General features: G+C 67.2%; 23 protein-coding genes. 15 read left to right on the forward strand and 8 right to left on the reverse strand.

Annotation, left to right across the window (positions count from 1 at the left end; all coding sequences use genetic code 11):
• Positions 1-40: 40 nt before the first annotated feature.
• The 8 genes from Q0263_RS14225 (at position 41) to Q0263_RS14260 (ending at position 6,405) form a co-directional block, all read left to right on the forward strand.
• On the forward strand, positions 41-364 hold the full coding sequence (locus tag Q0263_RS14225; RefSeq protein WP_298017475.1) for a DUF190 domain-containing protein: 324 nt from the start codon (positions 41-43) through the stop codon (positions 362-364).
• Positions 365-447: 83 nt separating this feature from the next.
• Complete coding sequence (dut, locus tag Q0263_RS14230; RefSeq protein ID WP_298017478.1) at positions 448-912, forward strand: dUTP diphosphatase; 465 nt, start codon at positions 448-450, stop codon at positions 910-912.
• A gap of 282 nt (positions 913-1,194) precedes the next feature.
• On the forward strand, positions 1,195-2,343 hold the full coding sequence (locus Q0263_RS14235; protein WP_298017481.1) for a branched-chain amino acid ABC transporter substrate-binding protein: 1,149 nt from the start codon (positions 1,195-1,197) through the stop codon (positions 2,341-2,343).
• A 259-nt stretch (positions 2,344-2,602) separates the two neighbouring features.
• Positions 2,603-3,505: a branched-chain amino acid ABC transporter permease gene (locus Q0263_RS14240; protein WP_298017485.1), complete on the forward strand. Its 903-nt coding sequence runs from the start codon at positions 2,603-2,605 to the stop codon at positions 3,503-3,505.
• Positions 3,506-3,508: 3 nt separating this feature from the next.
• Positions 3,509-4,507, forward strand: coding sequence for a branched-chain amino acid ABC transporter permease (locus Q0263_RS14245; protein WP_298017488.1), 999 nt, complete (start codon positions 3,509-3,511; stop codon positions 4,505-4,507).
• Positions 4,504-5,349 carry an ABC transporter ATP-binding protein gene (locus Q0263_RS14250; RefSeq protein WP_298017491.1) on the forward strand — a complete coding sequence of 282 codons (846 nt, stop codon included), beginning with the start codon at positions 4,504-4,506 and terminating at the stop codon, positions 5,347-5,349. The genes Q0263_RS14245 and Q0263_RS14250 overlap by 4 nt, the downstream gene beginning before the upstream one ends.
• Complete coding sequence (locus Q0263_RS14255; RefSeq protein ID WP_298017494.1) at positions 5,346-6,056, forward strand: ABC transporter ATP-binding protein; 711 nt, start codon at positions 5,346-5,348, stop codon at positions 6,054-6,056. Before Q0263_RS14250 ends, Q0263_RS14255 begins: the two co-directional genes overlap by 4 nt.
• A gap of 67 nt (positions 6,057-6,123) precedes the next feature.
• Positions 6,124-6,405, forward strand: coding sequence for a peptidylprolyl isomerase (locus tag Q0263_RS14260; RefSeq protein ID WP_298017497.1), 282 nt, complete (start codon positions 6,124-6,126; stop codon positions 6,403-6,405).
• A gap of 212 nt (positions 6,406-6,617) precedes the next feature.
• Here Q0263_RS14260 and putA read toward each other — a convergent pair whose 3' ends face one another.
• The 6 genes from putA to clpS all read right to left on the reverse strand — a co-directional run bounded on the left by putA (position 6,618) and on the right by clpS (position 16,908).
• Positions 6,618-10,400 carry a trifunctional transcriptional regulator/proline dehydrogenase/L-glutamate gamma-semialdehyde dehydrogenase gene (putA, locus tag Q0263_RS14265; RefSeq protein ID WP_298017500.1) on the reverse strand — a complete coding sequence of 1,261 codons (3,783 nt, stop codon included), beginning with the start codon at positions 10,398-10,400 and terminating at the stop codon, positions 6,618-6,620.
• A 123-nt stretch (positions 10,401-10,523) separates the two neighbouring features.
• Positions 10,524-11,171, reverse strand: coding sequence for an ABC-type transport auxiliary lipoprotein family protein (locus Q0263_RS14270; protein WP_298017503.1), 648 nt, complete (start codon positions 11,169-11,171; stop codon positions 10,524-10,526).
• A gap of 37 nt (positions 11,172-11,208) precedes the next feature.
• Entirely contained in the window at positions 11,209-12,897 is a 1,689-nt protein-coding gene (locus Q0263_RS14275; RefSeq protein WP_298017506.1) for an MlaD family protein, read from the reverse strand.
• Positions 12,887-14,140 (reverse strand): PqiA/YebS family transporter subunit, encoded by a 1,254-nt coding sequence (locus Q0263_RS14280; protein WP_298017509.1) that lies wholly within the window; start codon positions 14,138-14,140, stop codon positions 12,887-12,889. The genes Q0263_RS14275 and Q0263_RS14280 overlap by 11 nt, the downstream gene beginning before the upstream one ends.
• Positions 14,140-16,458 (reverse strand): ATP-dependent Clp protease ATP-binding subunit ClpA, encoded by a 2,319-nt coding sequence (gene clpA / locus Q0263_RS14285; protein WP_298017511.1) that lies wholly within the window; start codon positions 16,456-16,458, stop codon positions 14,140-14,142. The genes Q0263_RS14280 and clpA overlap by 1 nt, the downstream gene beginning before the upstream one ends.
• A 126-nt stretch (positions 16,459-16,584) precedes the next feature.
• A complete protein-coding gene (gene clpS / locus Q0263_RS14290; RefSeq protein ID WP_298017514.1) occupies positions 16,585-16,908 on the reverse strand; it encodes an ATP-dependent Clp protease adapter ClpS in 324 nt (107 codons plus the stop codon).
• A gap of 133 nt (positions 16,909-17,041) precedes the next feature.
• On the opposite strand from clpS, the gene Q0263_RS14295 reads away from it, so the two are divergent.
• Positions 17,042-17,281: a cold-shock protein gene (locus Q0263_RS14295; protein WP_066454117.1), complete on the forward strand. Its 240-nt coding sequence runs from the start codon at positions 17,042-17,044 to the stop codon at positions 17,279-17,281.
• Between the two features lie 106 nt (positions 17,282-17,387).
• Positions 17,388-17,816: a DUF192 domain-containing protein gene (locus Q0263_RS14300; protein WP_298017520.1), complete on the forward strand. Its 429-nt coding sequence runs from the start codon at positions 17,388-17,390 to the stop codon at positions 17,814-17,816.
• Between the two features lie 99 nt (positions 17,817-17,915).
• On the opposite strand, the gene sodB is transcribed toward Q0263_RS14300, so the two are convergent.
• Together sodB and xseA are read right to left on the reverse strand one after the other, a co-directional pair.
• The gene (gene sodB / locus Q0263_RS14305) at positions 17,916-18,494 is read right to left on the reverse strand and encodes a superoxide dismutase [Fe] (protein WP_298017522.1); all 579 of its coding nucleotides are present in this window, start codon (positions 18,492-18,494) and stop codon (positions 17,916-17,918) included.
• A gap of 48 nt (positions 18,495-18,542) precedes the next feature.
• On the reverse strand, positions 18,543-19,847 hold the full coding sequence (xseA, locus tag Q0263_RS14310) for an exodeoxyribonuclease VII large subunit (protein WP_298017524.1): 1,305 nt from the start codon (positions 19,845-19,847) through the stop codon (positions 18,543-18,545).
• A gap of 345 nt (positions 19,848-20,192) precedes the next feature.
• Between xseA and Q0263_RS14315 the strand changes: the two genes are divergently transcribed.
• The 5 genes from Q0263_RS14315 to kdsB are packed head-to-tail and all read left to right on the forward strand — an operon-like array spanning position 20,193 to position 23,271.
• Positions 20,193-20,801 (forward strand): MotA/TolQ/ExbB proton channel family protein, encoded by a 609-nt coding sequence (locus Q0263_RS14315; RefSeq protein WP_298017526.1) that lies wholly within the window; start codon positions 20,193-20,195, stop codon positions 20,799-20,801.
• Entirely contained in the window at positions 20,798-21,211 is a 414-nt protein-coding gene (locus Q0263_RS14320) for a biopolymer transporter ExbD (RefSeq protein ID WP_298017529.1), read from the forward strand. The genes Q0263_RS14315 and Q0263_RS14320 overlap by 4 nt, the downstream gene beginning before the upstream one ends.
• On the forward strand, positions 21,208-22,293 hold the full coding sequence (lpxK, locus tag Q0263_RS14325; protein WP_298017531.1) for a tetraacyldisaccharide 4'-kinase: 1,086 nt from the start codon (positions 21,208-21,210) through the stop codon (positions 22,291-22,293). Before Q0263_RS14320 ends, lpxK begins: the two co-directional genes overlap by 4 nt.
• A 37-nt stretch (positions 22,294-22,330) precedes the next feature.
• Positions 22,331-22,513, forward strand: coding sequence for a Trm112 family protein (locus tag Q0263_RS14330; RefSeq protein ID WP_298017534.1), 183 nt, complete (start codon positions 22,331-22,333; stop codon positions 22,511-22,513).
• Positions 22,510-23,271, forward strand: a complete 762-nt coding sequence (kdsB, locus tag Q0263_RS14335; protein WP_298017537.1) for a 3-deoxy-manno-octulosonate cytidylyltransferase — start codon at positions 22,510-22,512, stop codon at positions 23,269-23,271. Before Q0263_RS14330 ends, kdsB begins: the two co-directional genes overlap by 4 nt.
• Positions 23,272-23,340 lie beyond the last annotated feature (69 nt).

Raw genomic sequence — 23,340 nt, forward strand, 5'->3', positions numbered from 1 at the left:
TAGGAACCGCCGCGCAACCGCGGCGGAAAGCGAGGCTATCATGCAAGGCTATCAACTGACCTTCTTCACGCAACAGGATCGCATGCACGGCCGCCAGCCGATGCACCAATGGCTTCTGGAACTGGCTCGATCCATGGAGATACGCGGCGCCACCGTGCTGACCGCGCAGGAAGGCATCGGCGCCCACCACAAGGTCCACTCGGCCCGGTTCTTCGACCTGGCCGACCAGCCCGTGGAAATCACCATGTCGGTCTCGGGCGCCGAATGCGACGCACTCATGAAGCGCCTGCGCGAGGAACCCGGACTGCGGCTCTTCTACTCCAGGACGCCCATCGAATTCGGCACCATCGGCGGCGAGGAATGAATATCCCGGGGCGCCCCGAACGCCCCGGGCTCCAGACACTGCCGGCGGCAGACCCACGACCCACTCTTTTTCAAGACGCTCACATGCCCAGAAAAATCGAAACCCGAATCGTCAACCCCCTGCTGGGCACGGACGCCATTCCGCTGCCCGATTACGCCACCGGCGAATCCGCCGCCATGGACCTGCGCGCCTGCGTGGCGGCGCCCCTGCCGCTGGATCCCGGCCAGCGCATCCTGGTCCCCACCGGCCTGGCCCTGAACATGATGGATCCGGGCCTGGTCGCCATCGTCGCCTCCCGATCCGGTCTGTCCCTGAAGCACGGCATCCGCGTCGCGCAGGGCATCGGCGTCATCGACGCCGACTATCACGGGGAAATCAAGGTCCTGCTGACCAACGACAGCGAACAGGCCTACGAGATCCAGCCGGGCGAGCGCATCGCTCAACTGATGTTCCAGCCGGTCATCCAGGTCAGCCTTCACCAGGTCGACGCCTTCAGCACCGAAACCGAACGCGGCGCGGGCGGTTTCGGCAGCACGGGCCGACATTGAACCCTATTAGTAAAACCCCTGGTTGTACCTATCTGCAACGGTAGTTAAACTTCAGGACGGTTTTCTTGTCCCGGATGGGTTGCACCTTTGGCATAACCATCCGTACCCGGACAAGCCGAACCCGGCCGGGGCAGTCTCTCTGAATCGCAATCTCCGGCTTTCGTGTTTCCGGTCGGCCGGCCTGTCCGGCCCCCGGGAATACCCCCATGGTGTCACAAACACTGTATTAATATATTACGAATATATGGCTCCACCCGGGTCCATGCAAAGGAGAATCCAGACATGAGCAGGCTGACAAAACTTTCCACGCTTTCAGCGGCGGTTTCCTTGGCCCTGTTGGGCATGGGCACGGCGGTGGCGGCCGACGGCCCCATCAAGATCGGCGTGCAGGCCCCCATCACCGGCGAATACGCCGCCGAAGGCCAGGGCATCGAAAACGGCGTCCGGCTGATCGCCAAGCAGCACAACGACGCCGGCGGCGTGCTGGGGCGCAAGATCGAAGTCATCGTCTGCGACGACGAAGGCAAGGCCGCCCAGGCCGCCATCTGCGGCCGCAAGCTGGTCAACGACGGCGTCACCGCCGTGATCGGCACCTACACCAGCGGCGCCGCCCTGGCCGCCGCCCCGATCTATTCCGCCGCGAACGTCATCCAGACCTCGGACGGCACCAGCGACGAACTGACGCAGAAAGGCTGGAAGACCTTCTTCCGCAACGCGCCGCCCAACAGCGACGAAGCCCAGTTCGTCGCCAACTACTTCGTCAAGGTCAAGCAATACAAGCGCATCGCGGTGCTGAGCGACCACTCCAGCTATGCGACCGGCCTGGCCAAGGCCACGACCGACGCCATCAAGAAAGCGGGCGGCAACCTCGTGGGCGAGGACTTCATCAACGCCGGCACGCAGGACTACAGCGCCGTGCTGACCAAGCTGAAGTCCAAGAATCCGGACGTGCTGTTCTTCTCTGGCTACTACACCGACGGCGGCCTGATCCGCGCCCAGATGAAGCAGCTGGGCATGGAAGCCGTGTTCGTGGGCGGCGACGCCAACCAGAACGAGAACTTCGCCAAGATCGCCGGCAATGCCGCCGCGGGCGCCGTGATCGTCAACGTGCCGGCCCCGGAAAACCTGCCCTATCCGGAAGCCAAGCAGTTCCTGGCCGACTACACCAAGGCCTTCGGCGCGCCGCCCCCCAGCATCTACACCTTCACCAACGCGGACGGCTTCCGGGCCGTGCTGGCCGCCATCGAAGCCACCAAGAGCACGGACACCTCCAAGCTCATCCCGTGGCTGCACGACATGAAGCAACCCTTCAACGGTCTGACCGGCCCCTTCACCTGGGACGCCAAGGGCGAACGCATCGGCAGCCCGATGTCCGCCTTCGAAGTCCAGGCCGGCGGCGGCTACAAGACCATCTATCCGGTGGAAAAGTAAGGATGAGTCGAGGCATGGGGCGGTCCACTGCGGATCGTCCTGTGCCAGACGAATCGGAGCGGCATGCAAGCCGCGATGTGAGCACATTGCGGCTTGCGCGCAGCATCTTCGCCACTAGCGTTACATTAGCCCCCTCCCCGCCAAATCGGCCTTTTTCCCGCCGGGCCGCCCCAAGGGAAAAAGCGCCCCCTTGGGGGGCAGCAAACAGGCAAAGCCTGTGCGGCGTGGGGGCCCCTTCCTTCACCACGGAAACCGATCGATGGACTTTATCCTCCAGCAATTCATCAACGGGGTTACGGTCGGCGGCATCTATGCCCTGATCGCCCTGGGCTACACGATGGTCTACGGGGTGCTGAAGATGATCAACTTCGCCCACGGCGACTTGTGCATCCTGGGGGCCTTCATCGGCCTGACCACCCTGACCTCGGGCGCCTTCGGCGGCCTGTCCACGCCGGTGCTGCTGGTCCTGGCATTCCTGATCGCCATGATCATCGTGGCGGTCGCGGGCACGCTGCTGGACCAGTTCGCCTACAAGCCCCTGCGCAAGGCCCACCGCCTGTCGGCCGTGGTCTCGGCCCTGGGCGCCTCGATGCTGATCGAGAACGGCATCATGCTGATCTGGTCCCCCAACGTGCAGGTCTTCCCCAACAACCTGCTGCCCAACATCACCTGGCAGATCGGCGGCGCGTACCTCAGCTTCGTCCAGCTGCTGATCATCATCTGCGCCTTCCTGCTGATGGCCGCCCTGTATTTCTTCGTGCACCACACCCGGCTGGGCACCGCCATCCGCGCCACGGCCATCGACCAGGACGCCGCCCGCCTGATGGGCATCAACGTCAACCGCGTCATCGCCCTGGTGTTCATCATCGGCCCGGTGCTGGGCGCCATCGGCGGCCTGTTCATCGGCCTCTATTACCGCCAGACCTTCTTCACCATGGGCTGGTCCTACGGGCTCAACGCCTTCATCGCCGCCATCATCGGCGGGATCGGCAACATCCCCGGCGCGATGCTGGGCGGCCTGGTGCTGGGATTGTTCAATGCCTTCGCGGCGGGCTACATCTCCAGTTCCTGGCAGGACGCCATCACCTTCGCGCTGCTGATCGGCATCCTGCTGGTGCGCCCCTCCGGCCTGCTGGGCGAACGCGTTGCCGAAAAGGTCTAAGCCATGACTCAATCCAAACAGAATTCCGCCGAAATGTCCGCCGCCATTCCCGCCAGCGTGACGCCGCCCGCCAGCGCCGGCACCCGGTTCCTGCGCGTGCTGGGGCCCGTCCTGTGGATCGTCGGCCTGGCCATCCCTTCCGTGATGTCGCCCGCCTGGATCACGATCGGCGGCATCTTCGCCATCTACGCCATCGTCGCCCTGTCGCAGGACATCGTCCTGGGGCGCGCCGGCATGTACGACATGGGTCATGCCGTGTTCTTCGGCATCGGCGCCTACACCAGCGCCATCCTGTCCCTGTCCTTCAACTGGCCGATCCTCTGGACCATTCCCGTGGCCATCGTGCTCTCGGCGGCGCTGGGGGCGATCCTCTCGGCCCCCATCGTCAAGCTGCGCGGCGACTACCTGCTGGTGGTCACCATCGGCTTCAACGCCATCTTCGTGCTGGCCATGAAGAACAACCTGTTCGGCCTGACCGGCGGGGCCGACGGCCTGTTCGGCGTCAGCGGCCCGACGCTCTTCGGCCACATGTTCGGCACGCAGAGCGACCTGTTCTACCTGAACTGGGTGGTGCTGGCCATCGTGCTGTGGCTGATGCGCAACCTCGACCGCTCGTCGCTGGGCCGTACCTTCCGCTACATCAAGTACGACGAGTTGGCGGCCACCACGCTGGGGGTCAATGCCCGCAACTACAAAGTCGCGGCCTTCGCCCTGTCGGCCGGCGTCGCGGGCCTGGCGGGCACCCTGTTCGCCATGCAGCTGTCCGCCGTCAGCCCCGGATCCTTCCAGTTCACGGACTCGGTCGTGCTGTTCGCCATCGTGCTGGTGGGCGGCCAGGCCTCGGTGCCGGGCGTGCTGCTGGGCACGGCCATGATGTTCGTGGTCCCGCAGATCTTCACGGAATTCGCCCAGTACCGCTATCTGGTCTTCGGCATCGCCATGATCCTGGTCATGATTCTGCGTCCGCAGGGCATCTGGCCCGCGCGCAAGGGAGCCCTATGAATTCGCCCCTGTCCCCCACTTCGCCGTCCGACGTCCTGCTCGAACTGGACCGGATCGGCATCAGCTTCGGCGGCCTGCGGGCGGTCGACGACCTCAGCTTCCAGGTCCGGCGCGGCGAGATCGTCGGCCTGATCGGCCCCAACGGCGCCGGCAAGACGACGGTCTTCAACATGATCACCGGCGTCTACAAGCCCACGGACGGCCACATCCGCTGGCATGGCCGGGACGTCACCGGCCTGCCCCCCCACCGGATCGCCGAAGCCGGCATCCGGCGCACCTTCCAGACCATCCGCCTGTTCACCGACATGACCGTGCTGGAAAACGTCATCGCCGGCCAACACCTGCAGATGAAGCAATCCTGGTGGCAGGGCCTGCTGCGCACGCCGGCCCAGCGCCGCGAGGAGCACCTCCTGATCGAACGGGCCATGGCCGTGCTGGAACAGCTCGACCTGGCCGACGTCGCCCAGGAAATCGCCACGTCCCTGCCCTACGGCGCCCAGCGTCGCGTTGAAATGGCGCGCACCCTGGTGGCGCAGCCCGAACTCATCATTCTGGACGAGCCGGCCGCCGGCCTGAACGAACAGGAATCCGCCGGGCTGAACGACACCATCCGCGCCATCCGCGATGCCGGCATCACCGTCATCCTGGTCGAGCACGACATGAGCGTCGTGATGAACGTCACCGACAACATCGTCGTCATCAACTTCGGCAAGAAGATCGCCGAGGGCAAGCCCGAAGACATCCGCGTCAACCCGCTGGTGATCGAGGCCTACCTGGGCCAGGACGACGACGAGGACGATCCCCTGATGAACGCCATCCACGAAGAACAGGCCCAGTCATGACTTCTCTGCTAGAAATCGAAGACCTGCGCGTCAACTACGGGCACATCCAGGCCCTGAAAGGCATCTCGCTGCAAGTCCAGGAAAAGGAAGTCGTCGCCATCCTGGGGGCCAACGGCGCGGGCAAGACCACGCTGATGCGCACGCTCAGCGGCCTGCTGACCCCGCATTCCGGCAAGATCACCTTCGCCGGCCACGACACCACCCGCATGGGCGCCGACCGGATCGTGCGCCTGGGCATCGGCCAGTCCCCCGAGGGCCGGCGCGTCTTCGGCACGCTGTCGGTCGCCGAGAACCTGCGCATGGGCGGCTTCACCCGGCCGCCGGCGGAAATCACCGAAAGCTGCGAGCACGTCTACAAGATCTTCCCGCGCCTGTATGAACGCCGCGCCCAGCTGGCCGGCACCCTGTCGGGCGGCGAACAGCAGATGCTGGCCATCGGCCGCGCGCTGGTGACCAAGCCCCGCCTGCTGCTCCTGGACGAACCCAGCCTGGGCCTGGCGCCGATCATCGTGCGCAACATCTTCCAGGTGCTGCGCGACGTGCGCGAAACCGGCGTCACGATCCTGATCGTCGAGCAGAACGCCCGCATGGCCCTGAAGCTGGCGGATCGCGGCTACGTGCTGGAGGTCGGCAAGCTGTCTCACGAAGGCCCGGCGCGCGAACTGCTGGCCTCGCCGGAAATCCAGGCGGCCTATCTGGGGCACTGACACAGGCGCGCGGACAATCCGGGTTATCCTTTCAGGTTCTTATTCCCGCTTTATACAGGAACCTCACATGACCCAAGCCTCCGCCCGCCACATCCTGGTCGACACCGAAGAACAGTGCCTGAAGCTGAAGGCCGACATCGAGAACGGCGCCGACTTCGCCGCCGTCGCCCGTGAACATTCCAGCTGCCCGTCCAGCCGCGACGGCGGCAATCTGGGCACCTTCGGGCGCGGCCAGATGGTCCCGGAATTCGACTCGGTGGTGTTCAGCGCCCCGGTCGGCGTGGTCCAGGGACCGGTGCGCACGCAGTTCGGGTATCACCTGGTGGAAGTGACCGATCGGGAAGACTGATCGTCCCCAGCACATGACAGCCCGCAGGGGCTGTTGTTCTCAAGCCGGGGCATCCCTCCACCTCGCGGCTTGCAAGCCGCTCGGATTCGATCGGCACAGCAGGGTCCGCAGGGACCCTTCTCAAGCCGGGGCATCCCTCCACCTCGCGGCTTGCAAGCCGCTCGGATTCGATCGGCACAGCAGGGTCCGCAGGGACCCTGCTGTGTCCGATCTCATCCAACCATCATCAGCGTTGCGTTGCCGCCGGCGGCGGCGGTGTTGATGCAGACGGACACCTCGCGCACCAGCATTTCCAGGGGGTAGCCCTGGCCGCCGGACAGCTCGTGCGAGCGGCGGGCCAGCACGGGGACGATCGGCCCCGGGCGCGCCGCCACGGACTGGGTCAGGGCCAGCAGGTCGTCGCCGTCGCCTTCGAAGAGCACGACCTGGAAATCCGCCGCGTCCAGGGCGCCGGTGTCCACCCATTGCGCCGCCTGCAGGCCTTCCTGCTCGCGCAGCGGCCTCATTTCGGGCGTATCCACCCACAGCATCGCATTGCCCGTGCGCTGGCAGGCCTGCAGCTGGGCGCGGGCGCCCGCCGCGCTGACGGCGCGGCACAGCACCGTGCCCCGGGGCTTGAGGCGATAGCGATTGGTTTCGCCCGTGGGCCCGGGCAGATCCAGCGCCCGGGCATCCCGCCCCACCACGCCCTCGACCGGCAGCGTATTGGACGACACCGACAGCAGGCGGTGCAGATACAGGGGGCCGCCGGCCTTGGGCCCCGTGCCCGACAGCCCTTCGCCGCCGAAGGGCTGCACGCCCACCGTGGCCCCCACGATGTTGCGATTGACGTAGATGTTGCCGACCCGGATGCGCTCGGTGACGTGGTGCACGGTCTCATCCAGGCGGGTATGGACGCCGAAGGTCAGGCCATAGCCCCGCTCGTTGATGGCGTCGATGACGCCATCCAGGTCTTCCCGGCGATACCGCAGCACGTGCAGCACCGGTCCGAACACCTCGCGCTCCAGTTCGGCGATCTCGGAGATCTCGATCAGGGTCGGCGCGACGAAGGTGCCGAAGCGGACCTGATCCTCGTCCAGCGCCTGGCGGTCGACCGAATGACCCGCGCCCTGCATGGCTTGCACGTGGCGCTCGATCATGGCCCGGGCGTCCGCATCGATGACCGGACCGATGTCCGTGGACAGCAGTTCCGGGCGCCCCACCCGAAGTTCCCGCATGGCGCCGCGCAGCATGGCCAGGGTGCGGTCGGCGCAATCTTCCTGCACGCACAGCACCCGCAGGGCGGAACACCGCTGGCCGGCGGAGTCGAAGGCGGAACTGAGCACGTCGTAGACGACCTGCTCGGTCAGCGCGGACGAATCGACGATCAGGGCGTTCTGGCCGCCGGTCTCGGCGATCAACGGCACCGGATGCCCGGCCCCGTCCAGCCGTTTCGCCAGCGTCGCGGCGATCAGCTTGGCGACTTCGGTCGAGCCGGTGAACATGACCCCGCGCACCACGGGACTGGCCACCAGCGCGGCGCCCACGGTCTCGCCGCGGCCCGGCATCAACTGCACGGCATCCGCGGGGACGCCGGCGCGATGCAGCACCGACACGCCATACGCGGCGATCAGATTGGTCTGCTCGGCGGGTTTGGCCAGCACCACGTTGCCGGCCGCCAGCGCGGCGCTGACCTGCCCCGTGAAGATCGCCAGCGGGAAATTCCAGGGGCTGATGCAGAGCACGGGCCCCAGCGGCCGGTGGCTGTCGTTGGAAAACTCTTCCTCGATGCGCACGGCGTAATAGCGCAGGAAATCCACGGCCTCGCGGACTTCGGAGATGGCGTTGGGAAAGGACTTCCCCGCCTCGCGCACGATCAGGCCGATGGACATCTGCATCTCGTCTTCCATCAGCTGGGCGGCATGCCGCAGGCACTGGGCGCGTTCTTCGACGGGCGTGGCCTGCCAGATGGGAGCCGCATACTCGGCCCGCTTCAGGGCCGCCTGCACGTCGGCCTCGTCCGCATCGATCACCTGGCCGACCACGTCGCGCCGGTCGGCGGGATTGAGGACGTCCCGGGCGCGCTCAGCGGACCAGTCCCCCGGAGGCGCGGCGCGCCAGGGATGCCCGGCGCTGCCGAGCAGGGCCGCGGCCAGGGAGCCCAGGCGATGCTCGTTGCTCAGGTCCAGGCCGGCGGAATTGGCGCGGTTCTCATGCTTGCGGTACAGGTCGCGCGGCAGGGGGATGCGGTCGTGCGGCGCCCCCAGCGGCTGGATGGCCCGGGCCTTGCGTACCGGATCCTCGATCAGGCGATCGACCGGGATGTCCTTGTCGCCGATCTGATTGACGAAGGACGTGTTGGCGCCGTTTTCCAGCAGGCGACGCACCAGATAGGCCAGCAGGGTTTCATGCGTGCCCACCGGCGCGTACACCCGGCAGGGGCGGTTCAGGCGGCCCTTGGACAGCGGCCCGACGACTTCTTCGTAGAGCGGTTCCCCCATGCCGTGCAGGCACTGGAATTCGTACTGGCCGGGATAGTAGTTTTCGCCCGCCAGATAGTAGATGGACGCCAGCGTCTGGGCATTGTGCGTGGCGAACTGCGGAAAGACGGCTTCGGGGGCCGACAGCAGCTTGCGGGCGCAGGCCAGGTAGGACACGTCCGTGTGGACCTTGCGGGTGTAGACCGGGAAGCCTTCCAGGCCGTCGACCTGGGCGCGCTTGATTTCCGCGTCCCAATAGGCGCCCTTGACCAGGCGCACCATCAGGCGATGCTTGCTGCGCCGCGCCAGGTCGATCACGAAATCGATGACGAACGGCGCCCGCTTCTGATAGGCCTGGATGACGAAGCCGATGCCGTTCCAGCCGCGCAGGCGTTCGTCGAAGCACAGGGCTTCCAGGAGATCCAGGGACAGTTCCAGGCGGTCGGCTTCTTCGGCGTCGATGTTCAGGCCGATGTCGTAATGCCGCGCCAGGGCGGACAATTCAACCATGCGCGGCAGCAGTTCGGCCATGACCCGGTCGCGCTGCGCGCGGGCGTAGCGCGGGTGCAGGGCCGACAGCTTGATGGAGATGCCGGGGCCTTCGTAGATGCCGCGCCCCTGGGACGCCTTGCCGATGGCATGGATGGCCTGTTCGTAGGACTGGTAGTAGCGGGCGGCGTCTTCCGCCGTGGTGGCGGCCTCGCCCAGCATGTCGTAGGAATAGCGGAACCCGATTTCCTCGAACTTGCGGCTGTTGGCCAGGGCGGATGAGATCGTCTGGCCGGTGACGAACTGCTCGCCCATCAGGCGCATGGCCATGTTCACGCCGCGCCGGATCAGGGGCTCGCCGCCCTTGGCGATCAGGCGCGTCAGCGCCTGGGACAGGTTCTGTTCGCTGTTGACGCTGACGAGCTTGCCCGTGACCAGCAGGCCCCAGGTCGCGGCATTGACGAAGAGCGAACGCGATTCACCCACGTGCGCGCGCCAGTCGCCCCGGCTGATCTTGTCGCGGATCAGGGCGTCGCGGGTCGCCTGGTCGGGAATGCGCAGCAGGGCTTCGGCCAGGCACATCAGGGCCACGCCTTCCTGGCTGGACAGGGAAAATTCCTGGATCAGGCCTTCGACCCCCCCGCCGGTGCGCTTGTCGCGCAGGGTCTGCACCAGGCGCCGGGCCAGGATCTCGACCTGCTCGGCCCGGGGCGAACCCGCCTGGTCCAGCAGCATGGCGACGCATTCAGGTTCGGGGCGCCGATAGGCCGCCGTGATGGCGGCCCGCAGCACGGACTGCGGTTGGACTTCCTGGGCGAACTCCTGGAACGAGGCCTGCGGCTCGGGCTCCGTCACGGCATCGGGCTCGGACGCATCCGGGCGGTAATCGATGTCGGCCGGCAGCTGGCCGCGCTCGATGGCTTCGATGTAGCTGAGCAAAGCCTGCTTGTGCAGCCAGTGCGGGGTGCACCCCAGTTTGTCGGCCTGCTGCCGAAGACGTTCACGCAAGGTCTCGTCGACCTTCACACCCAGGGTAACTGTCGCCATGATTCGGGCTCTCGGATTGGGGATTGAACAGCGCGCGCCCCAGAGGGGGAAGGGCGGCGCTCACCATACGGCATAGTATGAGGTTAACCTCATTCCAGCCATTATGGATAACCCGAGAACCAATCAGGTACAACCCGCCTGGGCATCGACCCCGGCATCGGGTGAACCCGGCTGAGCGGGCGCGCCCTGGCGCGCCATCAGGTCCGCCAGCACACGCACCGCCCGGCGCTGCGCATCGACCAGCGCCGCGACGCCTTCGGCGGCGGGCACCCGGATTCGCGCCTGGCAGATCCGGGGGTCGCTCGCCCCGGGTTCCCGGTCGGTCCAGACGGCGGCCAGATCGGCCTCCCGCCCCCAGACCAGGTCGAACCGCGTCACGCGGACCTGCATCTGCCGCAAGGGCCGGCCAACCAGGGTCGGCAATCGCTGCACGTCGGGCGCCCCCAGCCGGGCCGAGACCCGGCTGGCCAGCACGGCCTGGATCTGGTCGATCAGGGGAGCCGCCCACAGGGACTGGTTCAGGACCTCGACGGCCGGACTCTGCGCGGGATCGCGAACCAGCAGCTGCGAGCGATTGGATTCCGCCGGAATGCCCAGCACCTGCACGTACACCCCGTAAGGCGCCGTCCGTCCGGTCGGACGGGACTCGTCGGCGGCGACAGCCGTCGGCGCCTGCGCCAGGCTGTAGTAGCGGCTGGAAGGCGCCGCGCAGGCCGCCAGCAGGCCGGCGAGCCCGCACACCACCCCCAACATCCGTATTCTTCGCCGCATCAATCGTCTCCTGGTTCGCGCCGGTCCGCCGGCCTCATCAACGCAAGCGGTCCTGGGCGGGCCCCCGCAGAAGGGACTCGGGATGCGCCTGCAGGGTATCGGTCAGCAGGCGCAGGCCCCGGGCCGCCCCGTCCAGGGCCTTCAAGGTATCCTGCAGATCCCCGACCACGGGCGCATCCGGCCCCAGGACAGCCCCCACCCGGTCCAGCGAGCGGCGGGCGGATTCCAGCGTCCGGCTGGCCTGCGGGGCCACTTGCGTGTCCAGGCGCCGCAACAGCTTGTGCAGGCTGCTCAGGCTGCCCTGCAGTTCCTGCCCCAGGGATTCCAGCGGCATCTTGTCCAGCTTCGTCACGATGCTGCTCAACTGCCGCTGCATCTGCGCAAAATCCCCCGGCACCGTGGGGATCAGGAATCCCGTCACCTTGTCCGGGTCTCCCGGGATCTGGATCTTGGCCGGGTCCTGGTCGGGGAAGAAGTCCAGCGCCACGTACTGCTGCCCCGTCAGCAGGCTGGCCGAGCGCAATTGCGCCCGCAGGCCGCGCCGCACCAGGGGCTTGAGCAGGGCCTCGCCCTGGGCGCCCTGGGAGGCGTTCACCAGATCCGTATACGCCTGGCTGAAGCGCATGGGATAGACCTGCGCCCGGACACGGGAATAGAAGCGCTTGCGTTCGGGATCGAATTCCAGATCGATGTCCACGACCTTGCCGATCGCCATGCCGTGGTAGTCGACCTCCGCCCCCACCCGCAGGCCGCGCACCGAATCCACGAAGCGCAGTTCGATGGCCTCGGGTTCCCCGTCGGGATCGGCCAGGGCCTGGTCCCGCGAATCGAACAGCGTGTAGGTGCTGCCCGCCGCGGCCGGCGCCGAATCCACCTTGCCTTCATAGGACGTGGCTTCGTCGGCCTGGGCGAAGGCCACGCCGCCGTTCAGGACGGCCGTCAGGCCGCTGGTGCGGATCTGCACACCCTCCGTCGTGATGGACATGTCCACCCCGCCGTCATCCCAGAACCGCGTGTCCGGCGTCACATAACGATCGTAGGGCGCCTCCACGAAGATCTGCAGGTTGACCGCGCGCCCGTCGGGCGTCATCCCGTAGCTGACCACGCGCCCGACCTCGATGCGGCGGTAATAGACCCGCGAGCCCACGGTCAGCGAACCCAGCGAACGGGTGACCAGCTGGAAGCGGGTCCCGACCTGGCCGCTCAGGACCTCCGGCGGATTGGACAGCCCCTGGAAAGACGTCACGGCATCGCCCCTGGGCGCTCCGATGGGCGCATCCACGCTCAGGTAGACGCCCGAGAGCAGCGTATCCAGGCCGGACACCCCCGCCAGGCTGACGCGCGGGCGCACGATCCAGAATTTCGCGTCTTTCTGCGTGATGTAGCTGGCGCCGTCCCGGGCCAGCTGCACGTCGACCAGCACGTGCTGCCGGTCCTTCGCTACCCGCACGCCCTTGACCTCGCCCACCACCACGTCGCGATAGCGCAGCTTGGTCTGCCCCGTCTCGATGCCCGCCGCCGAGGCGAAGCTGATGGTGATCACCGGCCCGGTCCGCACCCAGACCGAGGCCAGCAGGGACAGGGCCACCGCCAGCGCCAGCAAGGGCACCAGCCAGACCCAGGACCAGCGCAGCGACCGGCCGGGCCGGATCACCGGGGTTTCCGTTTCCGGGGCCGCCGGGGCATCGGGTGTCTGCTGCGGAGTATCTTCTGCTTCAGTCGTCATCGGCCTTTCCGGTGAAATCTGCCGCCCGCAGGCGGTCCCAGCCTCGCCGCGGATCATAGCGCATGGCGGCCCACATGGTCAGCACCACCACCGCCCCGAAATTCAGCGCCGCCGGACCGACGTCGATGCGCGACAGCCCGGGGAAATTGGCCATGGCGGCCATCAGCACCACCACGAACACGTCCAGCATCGACCACTGGCCCACGAATTCCACCACCGAGTACAGGCGCGTGCGCTGGCGCTCGATGCGCTCCCCCAGGGGCTGTGTGCGCAGCAGCAGAAAGGACAGAGCCAGCAGCTTGGTGACCGGCACCAGCACGCTGGCGACGAAAACGATCACGGCCAGGTCCCAGGATCCCATGCGCCAGAGCTCCACCACGCCGCCCAGGATCGTGTGATTGCTGCTGCCAAACAGTGTCTGCACCCGCATGATGGGCAAGGTGTTGGCGGGAATGTAGAAGATGACCGCCGCCAGCAGCAGGGCCCAGACTTCGGGCGCGGTGCCATGGCGCTTGGGCCCCATGGCGGCGCGGCAGCGCGGGCAGCGCCCGTCCCCCTGCGCCGCGTGCACATAGCCGCAGGACTCGCAGACCGCCCCCGCGCCCCGGCTGCCGGACACCGGCACCATGCCGGCGTCTTCCGCCGCCTGCCACAAGGCCGGCGCATCCCAGCGCGACAGGCCCGAGAGCAGGAAGCTGAGCGCGAAGAACCCCAGCAGGCCGGGTTCGACCTGCAGGCTGGCCATGCCGGACACCTTGACGATCGCCACCAGCAGGCCCAGCACCAGCACCGGCGCCATCGACCAGGGAGCCAGGTGCGCCAGCCAGCGCAGGACGCGTCCCAGATCCGGCGGCAGGCGCCGCGCGGCGATGGCCTGCATCACCCACAGCGTCAGGGCGATCTGCAGCAGGGGAATCCAGAAGCCGACCAGGCCGGTCATGATCGACACGCCGTAATAGCCTCGGTCCCAGCACAGCCGCAGCGCGCCCCAGAAAGTCAGCGTGACGTCGAGCCCCTGCACCGACAGGTGCGCCAGCGGAAAGCCCTGGGCCAGCGCGAAGACCAGCAGAGTGGCCCAGGCCAGCGCCACCCATTGATTCAGACTGAGCATGCCCCGCCGATACAGCACCGTGCCGCAATGGCGGCAGGCGGCCTGGCCCCGGACATCCAGGGCAGGCCGCCGATGCAGCGTGTCGCAATGCGGGCAGGCGATCAGGGGCCCGAGGTCCCTGGCGGCAGCCATCAATCCACGAGCTCGGGCTCGGGGTGGGACGGCGACGGCACGGCCCCGGATCCTGCCGGATCATCGGGGAAATTCAGCACCACCTGGCCGTGGGCGTCCAGATCGACCTGGACGTTCCCGCCGTGCACCAGGCGCCCGAAGAGCAGTTCGTCGGCCAGGGCCCGGCGGATCGTGTCCTGGATCAGGCGCTGCATGGGCCGCGCGCCCATGGCCGGATCGAAGCCGGCATGCGCCAGATGCTCGCGCAGGGCCGTCGTGAACAGGACATCCACGTGCTTTTCGTGCAACTGGTCTTCCAGCTGCATCAGGAACTTGTCCACCACCTGCAGGATGATTTCGCGGGGCAACGCCGAGAAGCCGATGATGGCGTCCAGGCGGTTGCGGAATTCCGGCGTGAACTGGCGCTTGATTTCCGCCATTTCGTCGCCGGCGCGTTCCGGCGCCGCGAAGCCGATGGTGCTGCGATTCAGGGTGTCGGCCCCGGCATTGGTCGTCATGACCAGAATCACATTGCGGAAATCGGTCTTGCGGCCATTGTTGTCGGTCAGGGTGCCATGATCCATGACCTGCAGCAGGATGTTGTAGACGTCGGGGTGGGCCTTCTCGATTTCATCGAGCAGCAGCACGCAGTGCGGCTGCTTGGTGACGGCCTCGGTCAGCAGCCCGCCCTGGTCGAACCCCACGTACCCCGGGGGCGCCCCGATCAGGCGCGACACCGTATGGCGTTCCATGTATTCGGACATGTCGAAGCGCAGCAGCTCGATGCCCAGGACGAAGGCCAGTTGGCGGGCGACCTCGGTCTTGCCCACGCCGGTCGGCCCCGAAAACAGGAAGCAGCCGATCGGCTTGTCCGGCCGCCCCAGGCCCGAGCGCGCCATCTTGATGGACGCCGCCAGGGCGGAGATCGCCTGGTCCTGGCCGAACACCACGGCTTTCAGATCGCGCTCCAGCGTCGCGAGCTTGTTGCGGTCGTCGCTGGACACGTTCTGCGGCGGAATGCGGGCGATCTTGGCCACGGTGGCCTGGATCTCGGCCCGGCCGATGACTTTCTTCTGCCGTGACTTGGGCAGCAGCCGCTGGGCCGCGCCGGCCTCGTCGATCACGTCGATGGCCTTGTCCGGCAGGAAGCGGTCGCTGATGTGACGGGCGGCCAGTTCGGCGGCGGCCGTGATGGCCGCACCCGAATAGCGGACCTGGTGGTGCGCCTCGAAGCGCGCCTTGAGCCCGCGCAGGATGCGGACGGTCTGTTCCACGGACGGCTCGGGCACGTCGATCTTCTGGAAGCGGCGCGCCAGCGCGTGGTCCTTCTCGAAGATGCCCCGGTATTCGGTATACGTCGTGGCGCCGATGCACTTCAGATAGCCCGAGGAGAGGGCGGGCTTGAGCAGATTGGACGCGTCCAGGGTGCCGCCCGAGGCCGAGCCGGCCCCGATCAGGGTATGGATCTCGTCGATGAACAGCACGGCGTGGTGATTGTCTTTCAGGGCCTTGAGCACGAGCTTCAGGCGCTGTTCGAAATCCCCCCGGTATTTGGTGCCGGCCAGCAGGGCACCCATGTCCAGGGCATAGACCTGGGTCTGGTTCAGGACCTCGGGCACGTCGCCCTGGGTGATGCGCCAGGCCAGCCCCTCGGCGATCGCGGTCTTGCCCACGCCCGCCTCGCCGACCAGCAGCGGGTTGTTCTTGCGCCGGCGGCACAGCACCTGGATGACCCGCTCGACCTCGTCCTCGCGGCCGATCAGGGGATCGATGTGCCCTTTCAGGGCCTCCGCGTTCAGATCGGTGGCATAGGTTTCCAGGGGGGATTTCTGCTGTTCGGACTTGGGGTCGGCCGCCGGGGGCTCGACGCGCGGATTGTCCGCCGCCAGGGGTTCTTCCGGCGCCTTGGTGATGCCGTGCGACAGGTAATTGACGACGTCCAGGCGCGACACCCCCTGCTGCACGAGGAAATACACCGCGTGAGAGTCCTTTTCGCCATACATGGCGACCAGCACATTGGCCCCGGTGACGGCGGTCTTGTTCGAGCCGTTCGAGGAGACGTGCATGATGGCGCGCTGGATGACGCGCTGGAAACCCAGGGTGGGCTGGGTGTCGACTTCGCCGTCGCCCGGGAATACCGGCGTGTTTTCGACGATGAATTTGCGCAGATCCTGGCGCAGCAGTTCGACGTCGGCGGCGCAGGCGCGCAGGACTTCGACTGCCGAAGCATTGTCCAGCAGGGAGAGCAGCAAGTGCTCCACGGTGATGAATTCGTGCCGGGCCGCACGAGCCTCGACGAAGGCCATGTGCAGGCTGACTTCAAGTTCTTCGGAAATCACGCTTCCTCCATTGTTTCGGAGCGGACCAAGCAATCCGTTGTGTCTATTCTATGACTAAAACAGCCCGGCGTTGTCCGCGTCTGCTCGGGGCAATCCCCAAGCCCCGCCGCGGCGCCCGCCGGAGCCTCAGAACAAGGGCACGGGTTCCATCAGGCATTGCAGGGGATGCTGGTCCGCGTGGGCCATGTGCAGCACGGCATCGACCCGGGTGGCGGCGACGTCCCGGGTATAGATGCCGCAGACCCCGCGTCCTTCGTGGTGGACCTGCAGCATGATGCGCTCGGCCTCGGCGTCGGTCTTGTGGAACACCTGCTGCAGCACGCGCACGACGAAGTCCATGGGGGTGTAATCGTCATTGAGCAGCACGACCTGATACATGGGCGGAGGCGCCAGCCTCGCCGGCAGGGCCTCGCGCGCCCGTTCACGCTGATGTTGGATGACGGTGGGCATGCGCGCTAAAACCTAGTGGTTTCCATAGTTGACTGATGACGGTGGAATTCAGCATGATCGTCGTGTCCCGCAGGCCGCTGCCACATTTCTGGCAGGCCGGGGCCGCTTAACCCTACACATAGAGGCAGTTTGCATGTCGGAATCCATCGAAAACACCGGAGAGTCACAAAAACTGACCGGCACGGTTAAATGGTTCAATGACGCCAAGGGCTTTGGCTTCATTACCCCTGACAACGGGGGCGAAGACCTTTTTGCTCATTTTTCATCGATCCAGATGAACGGCTTCAAAACCCTGAAAGAGGGCCAGAAAGTCGCTTTCGATATCGCGCAGGGTCCGAAAGGCAAACAAGCCCTGAATATTACCGCCGCCTGATTCCGCAGGATATTCTTTGGCATTTTACCGCGATGCAGAGCCCGCCACGGGCTCTGCTTTTTACGTTTGCGCGCGGCGCATGCGGCACGGCGGCGGCATCCGGCGGATGATGGCCCTATGGGGCCTGGCGGCTGCGCTGTTCGCCGGCGGGCCGGCGCGGGCCGGCCAGGCCCTGCCCGTCGTCACGCTGCAGATCGGCGAGCACACGGTCCGGGCCGAACTGGCGGACACGCCGGACGCCCTGCGCACGGGCCTGATGAACCGGACCGCCATGCCGGCCGACGCCGGCATGCTGTTCGCGCTGGGGCCGCCCGACATCTACTGCTTCTGGATGAAGGACACCCTGATTCCGCTCTCGATCGCTTTCATCGACCGGCGGGGACGCATCGTCGACATCCAGGACATGCAGCCGCGCAGCCTGGAGCCGCACTGCCCCCCGGAACCGATCACGACCACCCTGGAAATGAACCGGGGCTGGTTCGACAAGGCGGGCGTCAAGACGGGCGGCGTCGTGCGCGGCATTCCCGCGCCTTAGCGATTCCCCCGAGGCAAAAAAGAAAGGCAGCCATCGCTGCCTTTTTCGGAGCGCCGCGCCGGGCGGGCGGGGATCCCGTCCATCCGGCCGCGAAACCAGTCAGCCCAGGTTGCTGGCCGCAAAGTCCCAGTTCACCAGGTTCCAGAAGTGTTCCAGGTACGTCGGACGGGCGTTGCGGTAGTCGATGTAGTAGGCGTGCTCCCAGACGTCACAGGTCAGCAGGGCCTTGTCGGTGGTCGTCACCGTGGTGCCCGCGTTGCTGGTGTTGACGATGTCCAGCGTCCCGTCGGCCTTCTTCACCAGCCACGTCCAGCCGGAACCGAAATTGCCGGCGGCGGATTTGCTGAAGGCGTCCTTGAACGCATCCACGCTGCCCCACTTGGCCTCGATGGCCTTGCGCAGGGCGCCGCTGGGCTCGCCGCCGCCCTTGGGCGACAGGCTGTTCCAGTAGAAGGTGTGGTTCCAGACCTGGGCGGCGTTGTTGAACACGCCCCCGGTGGACTTGCGAATGACGTCTTCCAGGCTGAGCCCGGCAAGCTCGGTGCCTTCCACCGCCTTGTTCAGGTTGGTGACGTAGGCCTGATGATGCTTGCCGTAGTGGAATTCCAGGGTTTCCTTGGAAATATGGGGCGCGAGCGCGTCCATCGCATAGGGTAGCGGCGGCAGAGTAAAAGCCATGACATTTCCTTCAAAAAACGTGACACGAACCCAAAGGGGGTCGCAAGCCTAGAGCAGCGTATCGGTACGGATGACCGTGGCCTGAGCCCGGCCCTGCGCAAATTCGATATCGAGACGCGCATCAACTTTCAAGTCTAACGCATTTTTGACGATGCCCCCGGCCGGCCCGCGCACGATCGCATAGCCGCGCGTCAGCACCGCCCGCGGGTCCAGGGCCTGCAGCGCGCCCTCGGACACCGCCAGCCTGTGCCGGCCGCGCTGCAGCAGACGATCCATGCCCGCCTGCAGGCGTTCGCCGGCCCGCCGGACATCCTGCGCCTGCTGGCGCATCCGTCCGGGCATGGGCTGCGCCAGGCGCTGGATCGCGGCATCCAGGCGCTGGCGATGCAGGCGCAGGCGCTGCGCGGGCGACACCAGCTGGGCGGCCGCCCGGTCGACGCGCATGCCCGCGTATTCCAGGCGGCGGCGCTGCGCGCGCGCCAGATCGTCCGCCGCCGCCCGCACCCGTCCCAGCCATTGGTCGCGGCTCTGGCAGCAGAGCTCGGCGGCGGCCGTGGGCGTCGGCGCCCGCAGGTCGGCGACGAAATCCGCAATCGTGAAATCCGTTTCGTGCCCCACCCCGCTGATCACGGGGACGGGGCTGGCCGCGATCCGCCGGGCAAGGGCCTCGTCGTTGAAGCACCACAGGTCTTCCAGGCTGCCGCCGCCGCGCACCAGCAGCAGCACGTCGATCTCGGCCCGGGCGGCCGCCTGATCCAGCGCCTGGCACAGCTGGGCGGCGGCCTCGCGCCCCTGGACGGGCGAGGGGTAGAGGATCACCCGCACGTGCGGCGCGCGGCGCGCCATGACCGACAGCACGTCGCGCAAGGCCGCCGCGGCCAGGGACGTCACCACGCCCACGGTCCGAGGCATGGCCGGGATGGCGCGACGACGATCGGGGTCGATCAGCCCTTCGCGGCCGAGCCGCTCCTTCAGACGCAGAAAGGCTTCGTGCAGATCGCCGCGCCCCGCCCGCCGCAGCGCCTCGACCTGCACTTGGTAGTCGCCGCGCGGCTCGTAGAGGGACACCTGGACCCGGAATTCATAGCGCCCGCCGATTTCCGGCACGAAGCCCACCGTCTGGGCCCGGCCGCGAAACATGACGGCCCGCACGGCGGCGGATTCGTCCTTGATGGAAAAGTACCAGTGGCCGGACGCGGCCCGGGTGAAGTTGGAGATCTCCCCCGCCACCCACAGGCGCGGAACGCCTGATTCCAGCAGCCTGGCCACCCGGCGATTCAACTGGGCCACGCTGAGCACGGGCTCGTCGGCTGGAAAGCCGCTGTCGGCGGGCGCTTGATCCGGGAAACTCATGAAAACCTATCCACAGAAAGTCGTTTCTTGTCAAACAGGCCTGTTTTCGGGCTTGCGCGGGACAATCATCAGGCAAAACCTCAGGAATTTGACGCAACTAATTGATTAAAAAAGGAATTATAAATATATTCGATGTGTGCAAAAAATAGCCAATCGACTGCCGGATGGCTTGAATCATGCGCCTGAGCGTCTTTATACACAGAATTATCCACAGAATCTGTGGATACTGGTCGGAAAGCCTTGTCCTGCGGGACTTTCGCCCCCTCGACGGCCGATCCCGGCCGGCCGGATCAGGATAGAATGGGGGTTTGTCGCCCCGCCCCACCGATCACAAAGGAATCGATCTTGCTGGACATCATCCACGCGGCCGGCTGGCCCATCTGGCTGCTGGTGGCCACCTCGGTCATCACGCTGGCGATCATCATAGAACGTTTCCTGGCCCTGCGCCCCAGCCAGGTCATGCCGCGCGGCCTGCCCGAACAGGTGCTGGAACTGATGCGCCGCCAGCAGGATGAGCCCGACGCCGTGCTGCGCCTGGGGCGCAACAGTCCCATGGGCCGCATCCTGGCCGAAGTCGCCGCCCAGCGCCAGGAAAACGACGCCATGCGACAGGCCGCCATCGAAGCCGTGGGCCGCGACGTCTCCTGGCGCCTGAACCGCTATCTGGCGGGCCTGGCCACCATTTCGGTCATCGCGCCGCTGCTGGGGCTGTTCGGCACGGTGGTCGGCATGATCGAGATCTTCGGCGCCTACGACCCGGCCGGCGGCAATCCGGCCCTGCTGGCCCATGGCATCGCCATCGCGCTGTACAACACCGGTTTCGGCATCCTGATCGCCATTCCCGCGCTGATCTTTCACCGCTACTTCCGGTCCCGCGTGGAATACTTCCTGCACACCATGGAACGCGAAGCCGGCGCCCTGGACCGCCTGATCAGCCGCCGCGCCGCCTCATGAACTTCCGCCACCGCCATTCCCACGAAGATCCGGAGATCAACCTGATCCCCCTGATCGACGTCCTGCTGGTGATCCTGATCTTCCTGGCGGCGACCACGTCCTTCACGCAGACGCGCCAGCTGCCCATCGCCCTGCCCCAGGCCCAGGCGCAGGTCCTGGATGCCGGTCCGGCGCTGGAACTGGCCATCAGCCGCGACGGGCAATACGCCCTGGATGGGCATTACATCGACAACGCCGCGCCGGACGCCCTGGCGGCGGCGCTGCGCCGAGCGGCCGCCGACCGCCCCGACGCGCCGCTGCGCATCGACGCGGACGGCCAGGCTTCCCACACGACCGTGGTGCAGGCCCTGGAAGCCGCCCGCCAGGCCGACATCCGCAAGATCTCCTTCCTCACCCAGGGCCGCCCATGAGCCCCGCCGCGCGCCGGCGGGCCGAAGACAGACTGCAGGACATCTGGCGAGCGCGCGGCCCGGCCAGCGCCCTGCTGACCCCGCTGTCCTGGCTCTACGGCCGCCTGTCGGCGCGGCGCATGGCCCGGCAGGCCGCGCAGGCCTGGCGGGCGCCCGTGCCGGTTGTCGTCATCGGCAACATCCTGGTGGGCGGCACGGGCAAGACCCCGGTCACCGCCGCCGTGTGCCATTTCCTGCAGGCCCGGGGCTGGCGTCCCGGCATCCTCAGCCGGGGATACGGCACCCGTCCCGGCGCCGCCCCGAGGCTGAGCGACCAGGCCGCGGACAGCGCCCATCTGGGCGACGAGCCCGCCCTGCTGCACGCCATCACGGGGGCGCCCGTCGCCGTGCACCCCCGGCGCTCGCTGGCGGCGACGGCCCTGCTGCGGGCCCACCCCGACATCGACGTGCTGATCGCCGACGACGGGCTGCAGCACACCGCCCTGGCGCGCGACGTGGAGATCATCGTCCAGGACGCGCGCGGCATCGGCAACGGCCGGCTGCTGCCCGCCGGCCCCTTGCGCGAACCGCCCGACCGGCGCCTGCGGGCCGACTGGCTGATCACCCAGCTGGGCCCCGCCGACGCGCCGCCCGCCGCCGTGCCCGTCGGCGCCGACGGCAAGCCTCGCCAGCTGGCCCTGCGTCTGCTGCCGGACGCCCTGACCCACCTGGCCAGCGGCCGGCGGCAGGATTGGGCCGACTGGAGCGCGGCGCAGGGGCAAACTCCCTGCAGCGCCGCCGCGGGCATCGGGCAGCCGCAGCGGTTCTTCGCCATGCTGCGGCAGGCGGGCCTGAATCTGGTCCGCACCCTGAGCAGCCCCGACCACCAGGCGCCCTCCCCGGACGATCTGCGATCCCTGCCGCCGGGTCCCATCCTGATCACCGCCAAGGACGCCGTCAAGTACGCTCCTCCGCACGATCCCCGGCTCTGGTCCGTGCATGCCGCTCCGGTGTTTTCCGATCCCGCGTGGCTGGACGCACTGGAAGCCGGCCTGCGATCCCATCGCGCAGCTTTGCAGCACAAGCGGGACGCCAGGCATTAAACTGTTCCTTTCTCCACCCCACCCGATACCCGCCTCCATGGAAAACCGTTTGCTGCAGATCCTCGTGTGCCCCATCTGCAAGAGCGCCTTGCGCCATGACCGCGAGCACCAGGAACTGATCTGCCAGGCCGACCGCCTGGCCTTCCCGATCCGCGACGGGGTGCCCGTCATGCTGCCCGGCGAAGCCCGCGAACTCGACCCGGCCTCCGCCCAGACATGAGCTTCACGGTCGTCATCCCGGCGCGCGCCGCCTCCACCCGCCTGCCGGGCAAGCCGCTGCTGGACATCGGCGGCCTGCCCATGGTGGTGCGCACGGCCCGCCAGGCCGCCCTGTCGGGCGCGGCACGCGTCATCATCGCCACCGACCACGCGGACATCCTCCAGGCCGCCGATGCGCATGGCATCGAAGCCCTGATCACCCGGCCCGACCACCCGACGGGCACGGACCGCCTGTCCGAAGTCGCGCAGCGGCTGGGGCTGGACGACGACGCCATCGTCGTCAACGTCCAGGGAGACGAACCGCTGATCGATCCGGCGCTGATCGACGCCGTCGCCGCCCTGCTGCAGCAGCATTCCGACGCCGCCATCACCACCTGCGCCGCGCCGATCTGCAGCGCCGACACCCTGTTCGATCCCAACGCCGTCAAAGTCGTGTGCGACAGCCGGCAGCGCGCCCTGTATTTTTCGCGGGCGCCCATCCCCTGGGCCCGGGACGCCCTGGCCGACGGGCGGCAGCGCCTGGCGCCCGGCCTGCCCGCCCTGCACCACATCGGCCTGTACGCCTATCGCGCGGGCTTTCTGCGGGCCTTTCCGGAATTGCCTCCCGGGCGGCTGGAGCACATCGAATCGCTGGAACAACTGCGCGCCCTGGAACAGGGCTTTCCGATCTTCGTCCACGAGACCCCAGCGCTTCCCGCCCGGGGCGTGGACACCGCCGAGGACCTCGCCCGGGTGCGCGCCCTGTTTTCCAATATATAAATAAGCCTTATGTCTCAATCACTTCTGCAGCGTCTGCTGCATTGCGGCATAATCGGAAAAATTTGAAAA

The organism is uncultured Castellaniella sp., from assembly GCF_937988725.1.
Classification (GTDB): Bacteria; Pseudomonadota; Gammaproteobacteria; order Burkholderiales; family Burkholderiaceae_B; genus Castellaniella.